The sequence below is a fragment of the Cupriavidus sp. GW823-FHT07A04 genome, from assembly GCF_058794615.1.
This window is the reverse complement of sequence record NZ_JBXAHA010000002.1, coordinates 415,008-430,368: the sequence shown is the minus strand read 5'-3', so window position 1 is coordinate 430,368 and position 15,361 is coordinate 415,008. Positions and strand designations below refer to the sequence as shown.

14 protein-coding genes and 3 pseudogenes are annotated in these 15,361 nt (G+C 59.0%); 11 read left to right on the top strand and 6 right to left on the bottom strand.

The window, feature by feature from the left end; genetic code table 11:
- The first annotated feature begins 11 nt into the window (after positions 1 to 11).
- The 3 genes and pseudogenes from AC1Q7Q_RS05290 (at position 12) to AC1Q7Q_RS05280 (ending at position 1,488) form a co-directional block, all read left to right on the top strand.
- Positions 12 to 377, top strand: a complete 366-nt coding sequence (locus AC1Q7Q_RS05290; protein ID WP_492372143.1) for a nuclear transport factor 2 family protein — start codon at positions 12 to 14, stop codon at positions 375 to 377.
- Positions 378 to 435: 58 nt separating this feature from the next.
- Positions 436 to 604: pseudogene (locus AC1Q7Q_RS05285) on the top strand (AMP-binding protein); the annotation flags it as partial.
- Positions 605 to 630: 26 nt separating this feature from the next.
- The gene (locus AC1Q7Q_RS05280) at positions 631 to 1,488 is read left to right on the top strand and encodes an alpha/beta fold hydrolase (RefSeq protein ID WP_492387137.1); all 858 of its coding nucleotides are present in this window, start codon (positions 631 to 633) and stop codon (positions 1,486 to 1,488) included.
- A gap of 139 nt (positions 1,489 to 1,627) precedes the next feature.
- Here the strand turns inward: AC1Q7Q_RS05280 and AC1Q7Q_RS05275 are convergent, their stop codons facing one another.
- Complete coding sequence (locus tag AC1Q7Q_RS05275; RefSeq protein WP_492372144.1) at positions 1,628 to 2,584, bottom strand: LysR family transcriptional regulator; 957 nt, start codon at positions 2,582 to 2,584, stop codon at positions 1,628 to 1,630.
- A 166-nt stretch (positions 2,585 to 2,750) separates the two neighbouring features.
- Here AC1Q7Q_RS05275 and AC1Q7Q_RS05270 point away from each other — a divergent pair, with 166 nt between their 5' ends.
- Positions 2,751 to 3,527: an alpha/beta fold hydrolase gene (locus AC1Q7Q_RS05270; RefSeq protein ID WP_492372145.1), complete on the top strand. Its 777-nt coding sequence runs from the start codon at positions 2,751 to 2,753 to the stop codon at positions 3,525 to 3,527.
- Between the two features lie 222 nt (positions 3,528 to 3,749).
- On the opposite strand, the gene AC1Q7Q_RS05265 is transcribed toward AC1Q7Q_RS05270, so the two are convergent.
- The gene (locus tag AC1Q7Q_RS05265) at positions 3,750 to 4,670 is read right to left on the bottom strand and encodes a LysR family transcriptional regulator (RefSeq protein ID WP_492372146.1); all 921 of its coding nucleotides are present in this window, start codon (positions 4,668 to 4,670) and stop codon (positions 3,750 to 3,752) included.
- Positions 4,671 to 4,783: 113 nt separating this feature from the next.
- Here AC1Q7Q_RS05265 and AC1Q7Q_RS05260 point away from each other — a divergent pair, with 113 nt between their 5' ends.
- The 3 genes and pseudogenes from AC1Q7Q_RS05260 to AC1Q7Q_RS05250 all read left to right on the top strand — a co-directional run.
- Positions 4,784 to 5,662, top strand: coding sequence for an MBL fold metallo-hydrolase (locus AC1Q7Q_RS05260; protein WP_492372147.1), 879 nt, complete (start codon positions 4,784 to 4,786; stop codon positions 5,660 to 5,662).
- Positions 5,663 to 5,693: 31 nt separating this feature from the next.
- The gene (locus AC1Q7Q_RS05255) at positions 5,694 to 6,335 is read left to right on the top strand and encodes a DsbA family protein (RefSeq protein WP_492372148.1); all 642 of its coding nucleotides are present in this window, start codon (positions 5,694 to 5,696) and stop codon (positions 6,333 to 6,335) included.
- A 123-nt stretch (positions 6,336 to 6,458) separates the two neighbouring features.
- Positions 6,459 to 6,776 (top strand): annotated as a pseudogene (locus AC1Q7Q_RS05250) (helix-turn-helix domain-containing protein); the annotation flags it as partial.
- Positions 6,777 to 6,867: 91 nt separating this feature from the next.
- Here AC1Q7Q_RS05250 and AC1Q7Q_RS05245 read toward each other — a convergent pair.
- Positions 6,868 to 7,734 (bottom strand): transporter, encoded by an 867-nt coding sequence (locus AC1Q7Q_RS05245; protein WP_492372149.1) that lies wholly within the window; start codon positions 7,732 to 7,734, stop codon positions 6,868 to 6,870.
- Between the two features lie 226 nt (positions 7,735 to 7,960).
- Here AC1Q7Q_RS05245 and AC1Q7Q_RS05240 point away from each other — a divergent pair, with 226 nt between their 5' ends.
- Entirely contained in the window at positions 7,961 to 8,914 is a 954-nt protein-coding gene (locus tag AC1Q7Q_RS05240) for an AraC-like ligand-binding domain-containing protein (RefSeq protein WP_492372150.1), read from the top strand.
- A 57-nt stretch (positions 8,915 to 8,971) separates the two neighbouring features.
- Here the strand turns inward: AC1Q7Q_RS05240 and AC1Q7Q_RS05235 are convergent, their stop codons facing one another.
- Positions 8,972 to 10,009: a carbon-nitrogen hydrolase family protein gene (locus tag AC1Q7Q_RS05235; RefSeq protein ID WP_492372151.1), complete on the bottom strand. Its 1,038-nt coding sequence runs from the start codon at positions 10,007 to 10,009 to the stop codon at positions 8,972 to 8,974.
- 169 nt (positions 10,010 to 10,178) lie between these two features.
- Positions 10,179 to 11,183, bottom strand: coding sequence for a GlxA family transcriptional regulator (locus AC1Q7Q_RS05230; RefSeq protein WP_492372176.1), 1,005 nt, complete (start codon positions 11,181 to 11,183; stop codon positions 10,179 to 10,181).
- Positions 11,184 to 11,241: 58 nt separating this feature from the next.
- Between AC1Q7Q_RS05230 and AC1Q7Q_RS05225 the strand changes: the two genes are divergently transcribed.
- From AC1Q7Q_RS05225 to AC1Q7Q_RS05215, 3 genes and pseudogenes are all read left to right on the top strand, one after another.
- On the top strand, positions 11,242 to 11,934 hold the full coding sequence (locus AC1Q7Q_RS05225) for a DJ-1/PfpI family protein (RefSeq protein ID WP_492372152.1): 693 nt from the start codon (positions 11,242 to 11,244) through the stop codon (positions 11,932 to 11,934).
- Positions 11,935 to 11,963: 29 nt separating this feature from the next.
- Entirely contained in the window at positions 11,964 to 13,301 is a 1,338-nt protein-coding gene (locus AC1Q7Q_RS05220) for an MFS transporter (protein WP_492372153.1), read from the top strand.
- 163 nt (positions 13,302 to 13,464) lie between these two features.
- Positions 13,465 to 13,731: pseudogene (locus tag AC1Q7Q_RS05215) on the top strand (DJ-1/PfpI family protein); the annotation flags it as partial.
- 129 nt (positions 13,732 to 13,860) lie between these two features.
- Here the strand turns inward: AC1Q7Q_RS05215 and AC1Q7Q_RS05210 are convergent.
- Entirely contained in the window at positions 13,861 to 15,195 is a 1,335-nt protein-coding gene (locus tag AC1Q7Q_RS05210; RefSeq protein ID WP_492372154.1) for an MFS transporter, read from the bottom strand.
- Positions 15,196 to 15,361 lie beyond the last annotated feature (166 nt).

Here is a 15,361-nt window from a genome sequence, read left to right as displayed (position 1 = left end):
GAGGTGAACCCATGAATAGAGATCGCATCCAAGCCGCAATCGACACCATCTACGCGCGCATCTTCAACCAAGGCGAGTCAGAGCTGCTGCCAGGCCTGGTTGCCGGCCCGCATATCCAGCACAACCCGCTGTTTCCGGATGGCACCGATTTCATCGCCGGCTACATCAAGCAGGTTGGCAAGGTGCCGTGCGAAGTCAAGCGCATTGCGATCGACGGCGACCTGGCTTTCATCCACGTGCGCTACCTGGACTGGGGCGGCAAGGAAACCGCTGGCGTAGACATTTTCCGTTTCGATGCCGATGGAAAGATCGTCGAGCACTGGGACGTACTGCAACCGGTTCCGGAAATGACCAACAACACGAACACGATGTTCTGAGTGGGAACATGGCGGTGGCACAGACCAATCCATACGCGGCTGGCCTCGAACGCAACGCCGCCAAACATGGGGCGAGCCCTTCGCGCGCTGCCGCCGCCTTGCCGTTGCGCTGGCTCGAATGGGCGTCGGCGTCGGCAATAGGGTGGCCACGATGCTGCCGAATGTGCCGGCGATGCTGGAGGCGCACTTTGGCGTGCCGGGCAGCGGTGCGGTACTTAACACCCACAAAGAGATCCCGTCACAGCGATATTGCATGCAAACCAAGGAACACATCATGACGAAACCAATAAACCCAGACAGCATGGAGTTCATCGAAGTAGATGGCTTGAAAATCCGCTTCCAACGTAACGGAGTTGAAGGACGAATTCCTATCGTGCTCACGAGTCCATGGCCGGAAAGTCTATATGCCTTCCAGCGAATTTGGCCGATCCTCAGCGCGGAAGCCTCCCTCCTTGCATTCGATCTTCCCGGCTTTGGACTCTCGGAAAGTCGACAGCAATTGATGTCGCCCCGAGCAATGGGCGATTTCATTCCCAAGATTCTGGCGGCGCTCGGCCTTGGCCGTGTCCATGCCGTCGGGCCTGACGTCGGCACCTCTGCTCTTCTCTTTGCGGCCCAGGCACAGCCGGAACTGTTCGAGAGCTTGGTAGTGGGCAGCGGCGCCACCGATGCAGCGCTCACGGCGGGCGCGTTGAAGGACATCATCAACGCGCCATCGACGGTTGCCTTCGAAGAAATGAATGGTGAGACGTTCGCCGCTGCCGCGATTGACTCGATGATGAAGTCCAAGCCGGAGCCTCAAGCCCTGAAGGACTATCTGGCGGCTTCGGCTGGCCGGCGCTTCATCGAGGCGATGGCCTATGTGCGCGCCTACCCCATCGATCTTCCGATTCTGCCTGCGGCATTCCCCAGCATTCGAACCCCGATCCTGAGCATATGGGGTGCGCATGATCCACTTGTCCCTCCTGAAAACGCCGACGTCCTGAACAAGTCGTTGCCGAGAACTCGCTCCCTGCTGCTCGACAGCGGGCACTTCGCCTGGGAAGACCGCGCGGAAGAGTACGCCGCGGCAATCCTGGAATGGGTTCGAGGCGGCTACAGAACCGTCTAGCGACGGCAGGTGCTACTCATCAAACAAGCCCGACGGAACACTTATGCGCAGAGACATTGATTTCTACTGTCGCTCGACATGCACTTCGCTTCACGCGAGAAAGCGCTGATCACTAGCTTTGTCGTGTGACCATGTAAGGCTAGCCCCTCGAAGCAGACCGTGACATCGCATGGGCTCCATGCGATGGCTGCAGGTGATCCCAAGGAGGTTGGTCGCCGAATGCTCCAATTAGTTGGTCGATGAACTGGCGTACTTTGAGTGGCACGTGACGCGTGCTCGGATAGACCGCCTGGATCGTCAACTCCGTCGCGCGGTAGGAGGGGAGCAGCGCGACCAACTCACCACGCGCAATGTACTCGCCGAAGACGAACGTTGGTCCATAGGCGAGGCCGGCGCCTTCCAGTGCCGCAGCCAGCAGCAGCTGCATGTTGTTGGCGTTAATGCGGCACGTACCGCCGATGACGTGCGCGCGGCCTGTCGTGTCTATCAATGTCCAGTCACCGGCTGACACGGCCTCGCTGAACACAAGCCGCTGCGCGCCCTGCAGGTCCTCCACCGTGTGCGGCGTGCCGTGCTTCTGCAGATAGGCGGGGGACGCGCACACCGCCATACGACAGGGAGCAATCCGCCGTGCGACGAGGCCGGAGTCAGGTAGCCGACCGATCCGGATTGCTAAATCCGCTCCGATATCCAGCAGATCGACATAGCGATCGTTCAACAGCACCTCGACGTTGACGTGTGGGTGCGCCTCGATATAGCGCGCCACAACACCTCCCAGATGCATCGCACCGAACGTCATGGGCGCGGCGATTCGTAACACGCCGCGGGCGACGCTTTGTGAATCGCTTGCCTCGCGATTCGCCTCGTCAAACGCTTCGAGAATCCGCTTGCACCGGTCGTAATAGGTGTGCCCCACGTCGGTCAGGCTCAGGCGGCGGGTGGTGCGCTGGAGCAACCGCGCGTTCAGCTCCGTCTCGAGCGCGGTCACGTACTTGCCTGCCATGGCAGGCGAGAGTCCGAAACGCCGGGCGGCCGCGGCTAGGCTGCCTTCGTCAAACGCGGCCACGAATACGCCGATACAAGTGAATCGGTCCATCTTCCGTCCCCTTGATTCGATAACTATATTATCGACTGCAGGTCACGAAACGACAATTATAAATTCTGAAGCCAGTGTCTACGATAACGACACGGTTCGAACGGCAAGCAAGCCAAATATGGACCGCATCTGAATCCACACAAACAGACGAAGCAGCGAGATGACAATGGACATCCAATCAAACGGCATCCGGATTCGCGTTACCGAGAAGGGGCAAGGCGACCTGGTGCTGGTGTTTCTGCACTACTACGGCGGATCGTCACGAACCTGGCAGTTCGTCACAGACGAGCTGTCGGACAATTATCGGACGGTGGCGACCGACCACCGCGGCTGGGGTCATTCGGACGCCCCGGAAGCCGGCTACACGATCGCCGACCTTGCCGACGACGCGCAAGGCGTGATCGAAGCGCTGGGCTTGAAGCGCTACGTGCTCGTCGGTCATTCGATGGGCGGCAAGACTGCGCAACTGCTGGCGTCGCGCGGGCTGCCGGGGCTGGAAGGCGTGGTGCTCGTGGCACCGTCGCCGCCGTCGCCGATGATGGTGTCTGACGAGCAACGCACGGCCATGGTAGGCGCTTATGCGTCGCGCGAATCAATCGGCTGGGTGCTGGACAACGTCCTGACTGCCACACCGCTCGCACCGGTGCGCCGCGAGCAGGTGATCGAAGATAGCCTGCGCGGTGCGCCGCAAGCCAAGGCCGCATGGCCGAACTTGGCGATGCGCGAGGACATCACCGCCGACGTGGCCGCCATCAACGTGCCCGTACTGGTGATCTCCGGCGAGCTGGACAAGGTAGATCGCGTGGAAACGCTGCGTGCCGAATTGCTGCCGAGAATTGCCGGCGCGCGCCTTGAGGTGCTACCCGGCATCGGCCACTTGTCGCCGCTAGAAGCACCGTCTGCAGTTGCGGCAGCCATCCGCCGCTTCGTCGCCGAACTATAGCGCGGTGCTTCCAATGCCCAATTCACTTGGGGCTTGCTAACCCGGTCTATTGAAATCGTCCGGCGGCTGTCCCCTAACGTTGGATCTCGCCGGATTCGTATGAGAAAGGAGAATAACGTGGAAACTGGAATTCCTCTCGAGACGGACGTCCTGTCTGTAAGCGATCTCTTGCCGCTGTTCTTCGTCCCTTGCTAGCTGCAGCTCAGCCCGCGTACGAAACGCTCAACGCGCGCTGTGCGTCCTCGCGTCCCACGGCGCGACCTCGCCACCAAAACGATCGGCAAGGAACTCAATGAGAAGTCGTAAGGGCTTGGGTTGATGCCGACGAGATAGAAAGACGGCTTGAACTTCCAAGGGATCGAGCGCGTACTTGGGCAGCACAGGCTGTAACGTACCTCGAGCCAGGTCGTCGCCCACATAGAACGTGGGCAGCATTACGATTCCGCCACCCGCCAGTGCGGCTGCCCGCATTATGGAGGTCTCGTTCGCGGTGAGGATTCCTTGAGCTTCAATTGTTGTCAGTTGACCTTCGAGCCGTAGGTGGTATTCGGGCGCGAACGCGGTGCTATGGATGATACAGCGGTGAGTGCGTAGGTCTTCGGGGGATTTGGGAACGCCCGCACGCTTGAGGTACGCCGGTGAGGCGCATAGGACTGAATGGCAGGTCGCTAGTCGACGAGCGACAAGCCCGGGGTCGATCCGATTGCTGAGACGCACGGCCAAGTCGATACGGTCCTCCACGAGGTTGACCGCTCGGTCAACCAGGATCAACTCGATTTCCACTAAGGGATGAAGTGCCTGGAAATCCACGATCGCCGAAGTCAACTGCGCTTGCGCGAACGCCGGCGACGAAGTCAGCCGCAGTCGCCCGTGCGCTTCGCCACCACCCTGGCTTGTTTGCGCGGCGACGTCTTCGGCCAGCGCAACCATTTCGCGACAGTTCTCCAACGCTCGCTCACCCGCATCGCTCAAGGCGAGCCTACGTGTAGTGCGGTGCAGGAGCCGTGCACCAAGCCAATCCTCCAGCCCCTCGAGATAACGGCTTGCCATCGCTCTGGACATGCCGAGCGTGTCTGCCGCCGCACTAACGCTTCCTCGATCCACGATCTCGATGAAGACGCGCATCGCCGTCAGTCTGTCCATGTCATTTGCTCGGTTTAGTTGACAAACATTTAATCGAAACGCAGTTTATCTCTCTTTTGGTAGTCAATATAGTTCACCTGACGACAGCATCCCGCTGCCAACAGGAGAACTCCATGATCGCTCGCTCGCTCACCAGCTTGGTTACTGCTGCAGCATTTGCGCTTACCGCGGTAACCGCCCACGCCCAGCCCGGACCGCTGAGTTTGAAGGTCTACAACGCTGACGCGGACAGCTTCAATGTCAACTCGGTGCTGGTGACGGGCAAAACCGACGCTGTGCTGCTCGATACGGGCTTCACCCGAGCAGACGCATTGCGCATCACCGCAATGGTGTTGGATAGCCGCAAGACGCTGAAGCTGATCTATATCAGCCAGCCAGATCCCGACTACTACTTTGGCATCGACGTCCTGAAGACGTACTTCCCTGATGTGAAAGTCGTCGCTACTGCTCCGACCATCAAGAAGATTGAAGCTACGTTGCCCAAGAAGCTGGCGTTCTGGCCGCCGAAGATGGGCGCGAACGCTCCAAAGAGTGTCAGCCTGCCAGAGGTTCTCGTCGGCAACACGATCACGCTGGAAGGTCAGACGCTGGAAATCCGTGGCACGAAAGATCGCCTGCCACACCGTAGCTATGTCTGGATCCCCTCTATCAAGGCCGTAGTCGGTGGAGTGAATGTGTTCGCCGGTCTACACGTCTGGACGGCTGACGCCGCTAGCGCTGAAGACCGCGCTGCTTGGTCCAAGAAGCTTAGCGATATCGCCGCGCTACTGCCGACAATTGTGGTGCCAGGCCACTCTGCTCCGGGTCAGGAGCAAAACGTCTCCCAAGTCGCCTTCACGCAGGCATATCTGCAGCGTTGGGATGCTGAATTGGGGCAGGCAGACGATAGTGCCACGCTCATCGGCGCGATGAAGGCCGCATATCCCACCGCTGGACTCGGCATCGCCCTGGACATCGGCGCCAAGGTCGGCAAGGGCGAAATGAAGTGGTAGTGGGAAAAAAGCGCGAGAAGGAGGCAACACCATGCACGCATTCAATCTGCCGCCCAAGTCCGTCGTGTACGTCACGGACGCCTACTGCGGTTGGTGCTGGGGCTTTTCGGAGCGCATGAGCGAGTTCGAAGCCGCCAATCGCAATAAGGTCGCGTTCAGCGCCATTAGTGGCGGCCTGTTCGTTGGCGAGCGCGCTAAGCCGATCGCCAGTTACCCCCACATCCCGCAGGCCAACGAGCGAATCGCCCAGCTGACCGGCGCCGTATTTGGCGAGGCCTATCAGAGTCTGCTGAGGCACGGCAACATGGTCATGGACTCCGTCGATGCCGCCGCGGGCCTGGCTGTACTGCGGGCGCAAGCCCCTGGGCGTGCCGTGCATTGGGCCCATGAACTGCAGGCGGCGTTCTACGGTCGAGGTCTTAGCCTGTCCGATCCTGCAACGATCGCGGGCATCGCATCGGCCCATGGTCTCGACGAGAAGTTGGCATTGCGTGCTCTGTCAGACGGCTTTGGCAAGGCACAGGCGAAAGTGGACTTCGAACTGGCGCGCGGACTTGGTGCGTCCTCCTACCCTACCTTGTTCTTCGTGGACGGAAAGAACGTGCATAAGCTCCCTGCGACCGGAGCAGCGCTGAGCACGTTGAACGAAAGGCTCGACGCATTACTGGCTTGAGCCGCGGGTCTGATTCGTCAATCGTCTATGAGTCCAATACTGTCATCCGTCGCATTTCCATCCTTCCTTTCACCATGGTCAACGCGCACTTCGTCGTTGGCTAGGCGGGCGCCATCTTGGTCGGCGCACAAGCTGGTTATGCATCAGCGTCGGGCGGGCGGGCGGTCCCAGCATTCCAAAATGCTCGACCTAGCGCCAAATTCTGATCGCATCCAGAATGCGCTGAACTATGCACGTTAGAATCGGAGCCGTTCGCTGAGCGTGGAGGAACTGGCCGAGACTGTTCATCTGAGTCCGCGCTAGTTCGGTCGTGTGTTCACGCTGGAAACGGGGCAGTCTCCCGCCAAGGCAATCGAAGGGCTGCGACTGGAGGCGGAGCGACTGATGATCGAACAGGGCCGGCATCCGCTTGATGTCATCGCTAAGGAAACCGGTTTTCGCGCATGCTGTGCATTGGCCCAGGGCTTGCCGTTCATCGATCCTGTTCTCCGGCATAAGTGCTGCATCAATATCTCAGGCGCGCTTGCGATCGCTAAAACGCTTTTGCTAAACGCAGATTGAGCCGAAGCTTGTCCTTGGGGCCGTTGCGCACGTGTACGTCCTGGCCGCCCTGGATTTCCAGTTGCAGTGATGGTGTCAACAAGTGAGCCACTGTGAATAAGCACGTATCGGTCGACATGCTTGCGCTCTGAGTGACGCCGTTGAGTTCGGTACGGCCGCCCGCGGTGTGGTAATAGGTGATCGCGATCCGTGTTCTGTTGCTGAGTTCGTAGCGGAGGTGACTTTGCAGGCTGAACGTCGGCCGCTGCTTGTAGTCAGCCCCAGCGAAATCGTTGTTAGTGCCGTAGAAAGCCACTTCGCCTGTCAAGTCGAGGAAAACTGGACCAGTGATGTTCTGGGAATAATTCAGATGCGTCACGGCTGTCCAGCGGTGTGCGCCGAGATTGAGGGATCCCTGATCGGTGTGGTAGGTCCCAAGCGGAGCGGAGACGAACTGGGCGGTGCTGAGATAGCGCTGGTGATCAGGGTCGTTGATGAACCAGATCGCCGAGCCGATGAACGGATCGCCAGTACCATTCGAATGAAGATTGGCCGGGGCACTCATGCGCACGCTGCCGAAGGGCATGATGACCTGCGGCGTCACTGTGAAGCCGAAGAGGCTTGCGTAGTGGATATAGCGGACAACGCCGATATCCGACTGGACATCAAAGGGTGCCGGCGTGCGCCTTCCGTCGGCATAGAAAGCGGTGCTCTCACTGTGCTGGTAATAAAGCAGGCCGAGGTTAGTGCCCGGTGGCAAAGGCACATAGTCCGCAGGATCGGTCGCGAGAACGGTTGCCTTGGCAGAGGTTGCCACCATCAACGAGAGAAACAGCAAGCTGGCGAAACGAGTTTTCATTTAGTATACCCAGAGGAAGGTTCGGCAAGGAAGTCCCCCCTGCCGGTCGGTTCCATTCTGCAATGCCAAAGATCGCGGGTATTGCACCACGCTCCCGACATCGTTGATTCAGCTTGCCGGCCCGGTTCCGATGATTTCTCCCGGGAAATGGCGTGCCTGGGCTATTACTGTTCGGCGAGCAGCACCAATCCAAGACATCACTGATGTCCTGTTCATGCGTTAGACGATGAAAAGCACGAGTACCGATTCCGCACCTGTTGAAGAGCGGTTGGACTTTTGGCGAGACGCTATCAGTCGCGCCTTCGTCAAACTGGACTTCGACCCCGTTAAGCTCAATGGAGGGCGGCAGTTTTCTGGTCGCATCACCCAGAGTGATCTCGCGGACATCGAACTTGCGGTGGTGAATTCCAATGGCCAGCACGTGCGGCGGACGTCGCGACTGATCCGGCAGACTCAGGACGAACTGTTCCTGGTCAGCTTCCAATTGGCAGGTGAGGGGGAAGTACGCCAAGATGGTCGGCGTGCAGTACTTGCAGCTGGGGATTTTGTGATCTATGACAGCACTCGTCCCTACGAACTCGTGTTCCGGGAGGACTTCGAACAACTGGTCGTGACGGTGCCACGCGACCGCCTGCGTGTGCGAGCACCATCGGCGGAACGGTTGACGGCCATCGCCATTCGCGGCAGCCAGGGCATAGGGCGCCTGCTAGGGGAGTTGGTGGTGGGATTAACAGAGCATGCAGAAGCGATGGCTGGTCAGACACAGGCATCTGTCTCCAACGCCGTGCTCGATCTCGTCGCTACGGCCCTGGCGACTTTGCCGGCTTCGCAGGTCGGATCGCTACCGACCTTGAAGCTGTTTCACTTGAACCGGATCAAGTCCTATATTCACGAACATCTATCGGATCCGGACCTGAGCATCATCTCGATCAGCGAAGCGCTCGGTGTGTCCGTCAGCTCAATGTATCGAGTGTTCGAGGCGGAACGGTGTTCGCTCGCCGAGTGGATCTGGGATCAAAGGCTGCAGGCATGTCGGGCGACGCTGCTCGACGTCGCTTGTTCCGGGTTGAGCATCAAGCAGATCGCCATGAGCTGGGGATTCAACGATCCCGCACACTTCAGCCGCGCATTCCGGAGACGGTTCGGCCAAAGCCCGGCTGCGTTCCGCTCGCGCGAATAACAGCCGGGCGGTTCAGTCCCCTGTGGGACAGCTTGATCGGAGACGTCGTTTGAACGCTCAGGCCTGTTCACCTTCCTCGAGCTCTATATGCTCGACGGCTCGCATGCCCGGTAAGTTGCCGTTTGCACTTTGGCCGTACTTCACATGCACGACACGAGGCTTTGGATTGCGGTCCAGCAGCAGTTGTGTCACGTCCGGGCGCGAGTAATGCCCAGCCGGATCAGCAGCTGCTTTAGCGAGGGTGATTGCTGCGAGGTCAATGTCCGCGTATAGCAACCCCTCCGCATCTGGAGGCAGCGGGTCGGCCAGCGATCGGCCGTCAGGTCCGTAGATTTGCGCATGGCCGCCCCCCAATTTCAGCAGCGCTTGCTGCTCGGGTGTCTCGCAAAGCATGTCGATCATCTTTTGCGAAACCGTTGCGCACGGCGCAACTACAAAGCACTGGCCCTCGACCGCATACAACCGACTCGCGGCGTTGTTTACCTCTGGTCCGAGCGCGTAAGCCGCGTCGACGTAAAGCGAGAAGCTGGGCCAAGCGGCGATATGGACCTGCTCATTCTGAGCATACATCGCATACTTGGTAAGTGGCTGAAGATGCTCCCAGCAGCAAAGGGCGCCAATCCTGCCGAGGTTGGTGTCGTGAACAGCCAGGTCGCTGCCATCGCCTTCGCCGAAGAGCGCGCGTTCGACATGAGTGGGCTTCAGCTTGCGGCGCGTGGCGATGGTCTTCCCCTCAGGACTCAGGATGGCCTGGGCAATGTACAGGCTTCCTGCGTCTTTCTCGCTGAAGCCGAGCACAACGGTGATGTTGCAACGCGATGCCGCTTGCGCGATGCGATCGAACTGCACGCTGTCGATGAGCATCGAGTTGTCATGATATGCCTGAATGAATTTCATGCCCCAGATCGGCGCGCCAAGCCAGGCAAACCATGGGTATCCCGGTATCCACGTTTCAGGGAAAGCAATGAGACTTGCGCCGCCTAGTGCAGCCTCTTCGATAAGCGAAATCGTCTTGTCAACGGTTGCCTCGAGATTAAGAAACTCTGGCGCCGCCTGGACAGCAGCTACCCGATAGCGGGGATGTTCAATGGCCATTGTGGTCTCCTGATGTGTGGTTCCCAAGCATAGTCGAGAAAATTCAACCTCCTTGTCTGAGATTCCTGCTTGTCATGTGCTAGTTTCCTGGGATGCCTCGCTTGCGTAGTCGCGTTCACATCCGACTACGCAGCTAATCGCTGAGGGCTTTAGCGCTTCACTCGCACTGTCATTCCGCTCCTGTCTCCTTCTGCTTTGGGAAACTCCTGAACGATGCCGGCGGCGCCCCAAACTTCCGCCGAAATGCCCGGCGCATCTGCTCTTCGGACGCGAAACCGCACTTGTTGGAAATCGTTGCGGTGAGTGCGTCAGTCGTTTCAAGCAGCAATCTGGCCCGTGCGAGTCGCAGGTCCTGTACTGCGACAAATGCCGAACATCCCATCGCTTCTCTAAAGCGCCGCTGGAAAGTTCGCGGTGTTTGGCCGACCGCATCAGCCAATTCCTCGATACTCCATGGACGATATAGCGTTGATGCGACTCGGTTCATGAGTTCGAGATAAAGGCCGTTGCCGGCACGTTCTTGCATTGCAAGCATCTCGCTGGACTGGGGCTGGCCGCCAGGACGCCGCAAATACACAACCAGCTTCCTCGCGATCCGAGCGGCGATTACATGTCCGTGGTCCTGCTCCACGAGTGCAAGTGCCATATCAATGCCGGCCGTAACACCAGCGGACGTCCAAACGTCGCCATCGTTGACGTAGATTGGCGAAGTAAGCACCTCAACATCACGATGCAGGCGGGCCAATTCGCCGCATTTCTCCCAGTGCGTAGTCGCACGGCGCCCCGCAAGCAACCCGGCGCTCGCAAGTACGAACGCGCCAGTGCAAACCGAGCAGATCCGCCGTGCTCGACCGCGGCTCGCGTTCAACGCACGCCGCAGCGCCATGCTCTGTGCGGCGGAGCCGACTCCAGGTCCGCCGGGCACAATGACTGTATCTGCCAGCTGAAGCAGCGACAGATCGTCGTCAACGACAATATCCGGCCCCGCGGCAACTCGTACTCTTCCAGGCACTTCTGCGACCACACGCACCTCATACAGGGGCTGAATTCCTTCCCGATTCGCGAGATTGAATACCTGCATCGGTCCAACAATATCTAGCGGTTGATGGTCGTCAAAAGCGACCGCAACGACACGTCGCTCGACATGTGGCGCGAAAGGCGGGGACTTTGACATTTTTGCCAACTTTGCGCTCCTTAGAATTGACACCAGCCCAGTCAAAGGAGCGGATCACATGAGTGACATTGTATTTCGGGTAGGGATGCTGATGTATCCAGGAATCACACAGTTGGACATGAACGGTCCACTCGAAGTGCTAAGCGCAGTCGAGAGTTGGCAGGTAGATTTGGTCGCCAAAACACGCGAGTCAGTACGCTGCGGGCGCGGATTTTCCTGGTTGCCAACGACGTCCTTTGCCGAGGCGCCCCAGTACGATTTGCTGGTCGTACCGGGTGGCCCTGGCGTAGACGATGCCATGCTTGATCCACGAACCGTCGATTTTGTCCGCGAGCAATCGGCCGGGGCTCGTTACGTGTTTGGCATCTGCACTGGCCCCTTGCTGCTCGGCGCAGCAGGTTGTCTACACGGTCTGCGTGCAAGCTGCCATTGGCAATCCGCTGACCTGCTTGCAGACTTTGGCGCGACTCCTACGCGCGAACGCATGACTACGGACGGACGTTTCTTTACTTCGGGTGGGGTCACTGCCGGCATCGATATGGCGCTGAAGGTCGTCGGCGATTTGGTAAGCACCGAGGCTGCACAGACCATCCAGCTTTTGCTCGAGTACGACCCGGCTCCTCCGTTCGACTCGGGATCGCCGGATCGTGCGCCACGAGCAGTACGAGAGCAACTCGATGCATTGAGCCAAGATCGGATGAAACGTCGACAGTACGCCATTGCGCGTGCCGCTGCAATACTCCATCCCTGAACACAACCGAATTGAGCGGAGGATATGACATGGGAACAAGCGGTGTCAGTTCGCCCACTGACGCACACGCGCGCTCCGAGCAGAGAATCGACTGGCGCACGATAGTGATTGCAAGCATCGGCGGTGGCCTCGAGTTCTACGACTTCATCGTTTATGGCGTGTTTGCCCCATACGTCGCTCGTGCGTTCTTTCCAACCGGTAGTCCGGCGACGTCGATGGCCGCTGCATTCGCTGCATTTGCTGTCGGCTATTTCGCAAGACCGGTCGGCGGTCTTGTTCTCGGTCACATTGGTGATCGCTTCGGTCGTCGCGCCGCCTTCAACGTATCGCTCATCACGATGGCTGCCGCGACGATCATCATGGCGTGCATTCCCACATATGCATCGTTCGGAGTCGCCGCGACCAGTCTTTTCGTGTTGATGCGCTTTGTGCAGGGCGCATGTGTCGGCGGGGAACTGCCAGGAGCAATTGCGTACGTGGTCGAGACGGCTCCGAATCGGACCGGACTGGCGTGTGGCCTCATGTTCTCGTGCGTCAATACTGGGAGCTTACTCGCCGTCGGCATTAGCATGGGGCTGCATACAATACTGAATGCCGAGGACATAGGCACATTTGGTTGGCGACTGGCGTTTCTTGCAGGTGGCGTGCTCGGTGTCGTTGGTGCATGCATGCGTGGAAATCTGCGTGAGACGCCGATGTTCCTCTCGGTCCAAGCTCAAAAACGCGCTCGATTGCCGGCATGGGAGGTAACACGCACGTACTCTTCGCAGATCGCGGTTGGCGTTGGTATCGTGGGGTTGAACCAGATGCTGATAGCAATGCTGAACGTTGCGATGGTCCCGTACCTCGAACAGGTAGCCGGATTCTCGGCTCGTGCAGCCAGCGGTCTCGTGATGACCGCCGTGGCAGTTATGTCGATTGCCATCGTCGTCGTCGGCTATGCTGCAGATCGCATACGCCCCCACAGCTTGTATATCCTCGGTAGCGCAGCGATTGCCATGGGTGCCTACCCGTTCTACGCATCGCTGCTCACGGCGCCCGCACGTCCTCCATATCTCACGTTTTTTAGCATGGCGCTTGTATGCTCACTGATCTCAGGCTCGTTCGGCGTACTTGCATCGAGTCTATTTCCCGTAAGGCTTCGCTTCAGCGGCTTGGCGATCAGCTATAACGTTGCCGCTGCCCTCTTGGGTGGATTTACGCCTCTCGCCACTACACTGATCGCAAATGCAACCGGAAACAAGGCGGCACCCGGGTTGTTGGTCGCGATTGTCGCGATCGGCGGACTCACATCGGCGTTCGCGATGCAGTGGATCAGCCGTAACAACGGGCGCGCAAGTTCCGTGAGTTCAGAGTTGACTCTTTAGCGCTGACGCGAGAAGGGTCCATGTACGGAACGAGAGGAAGCACGCTGATGAGCGCCAGCAGCTCGTCGTTCGATTCGACGTCGAACGGTAAGCGTCCAGCTTTCCCACTTTGAGCTGATCGAAGCGATCCTGCATCGTCCCCACGAAGGAGATCGTGGAGACGATGGATAATGTGTCGACAGTTGGGCGGAGCGCGAAGGCGCGGGTACAGCGCCGAATTCAAGACGACGGTGCTCGAACAGATCCGTCTGTCTGCACTGGATCCCTGGTTTTGGGGGCGGCTGGCCTCCTCACGGGCTACCGTGCAACTTGCCATTGGTCCTCTATCGATCAGTTGAGTCTGCTCGGAGCAGAACCCGTTCGCGAGTGCGTTGTGCGGAATCGAAATCGGATTACTGGTGCGGGTGTAACCTCGAGGATCGACTTTGCCTTATCCATAGCGGCCGACCTTATGGGCGATGACGTGGCACAGGAAGTACAGCTCCAGATGGAGTACGATCCAGAGCCTCCCTATCAGAGCGGATCGCCACGCACGGGCCCGACGGTACAAGTCACTCGCTTACGTTTCCCGGATCTCGCTCAGCACCTTGGCTTCGACCTCCGGGTTGGGTTCGCCATCCTTGGTAGCAATCAATTCTTTCGGCGCCAGCGGGATCAAGGGCAGGATCAGGGCGTACACCACGGTCGTCGCGATCACGCAATAGGTGAATCCGTGCGTTGGGCTGCTGTTATAGATCCATGAGCCCAATAGATCCCCGGCACGCGCCGAGAGCGCGAGTACGCCATCCACCAGCATCATCAAGGTGCCTTGCAAGCCAGGCGGGCAGGACCGCATCGCGAGATCGAGATATGCTGCCGTGGCTACACCGCCCATCAGCCCTATCGGAGCCGCCAACACAAGCGCGAGATTGGCTGAGTGAATGAATGCTAGCGGAATCATCTGTGGCACTGCGACGATCGTTCCCCACCACAGCAGCTTGTTCAGCGGTACTTTCTTGCACAGAAAGCCATACAGCAAAAATGTCGGGATGAACGCGGCGGCAAAGATCCCGTTGTAGTACGAGTAAATGGAATCCGATGCATGCAGCACATTGGTCAGATAGAACTGTAGCGGAGTGGCCGATCCTGGCGCAAAGTTCCACAGAAAGCAGATGAGAACCGCTGGATAGACGGCCTTATGCTTCGCCAGCCTGCTGACGTTGCCAAGGAGATCCGCGCCCCTGGCTTGCGGCTGATCGTAGAGTTGGCCGAAGACGGAAACGGGCTTCCAGAGCCCCAGCGCGGCAATCAATAACGTGACCGTCGCCACCAGGATAAAGGCTTCTTTCGCGGCAAGATGATCGGAGATGTACCCGGAAGCGAACGCGCCCGCAACGACCGGGACGGAGCTGACCAAGTTGCACAGCGCGCTCAGGCGCCCGGACATGCGTTTTTCCTGGCCCACCAAGGCGATCAAGCCCTGATAGGCCGCGGCGACAAATCGGGACGACAGCATTGCCAGCAGCATCCCGATGACCAGTCCCGCGTATGAGAAACCTGAAAACGCTATCCAGACGAATGCCACCGCGGTCACCGGAGCGAAAATCAGGAAGAAGCCACGATCGCGCAATCCCAGCGGGTTCCATTGGTCGCGCGCGAGGCCAAAAGCGAACGCGATGTACACGGGTATGCCCGTAACCAGCCGGAATGTCGAGATCTGCGTTGCCGTTGCATGCAACTGGTTCTTGAGTATGTACGACGTCTGTACATCAACCAGGAAACCCGCCGGCGTTGCCAGATAGATGAACAGGGTGAGGCAACCGAAATACAGCAGGGTTCGGTCGCTGCCCTCGGCACCGTGACGAGCGGATGCGGCCGGCGTTTTCGTAGAGGCGCGTTTGAAGTTCTTGGACATGGGGGCCACGTACACGTCCTCGGAAAACCAATCGGAGGGGCTCCCGTGCATGTGCGGGCTGCGCCACCGGGCATGGTTAACAGAATAGAGCGTCAGTGCGGGAAACGTGTAGGTAAAAAATGGGACTCGATGTTCCCACGCCTACCGCATTCGCGCGGAGAATGCC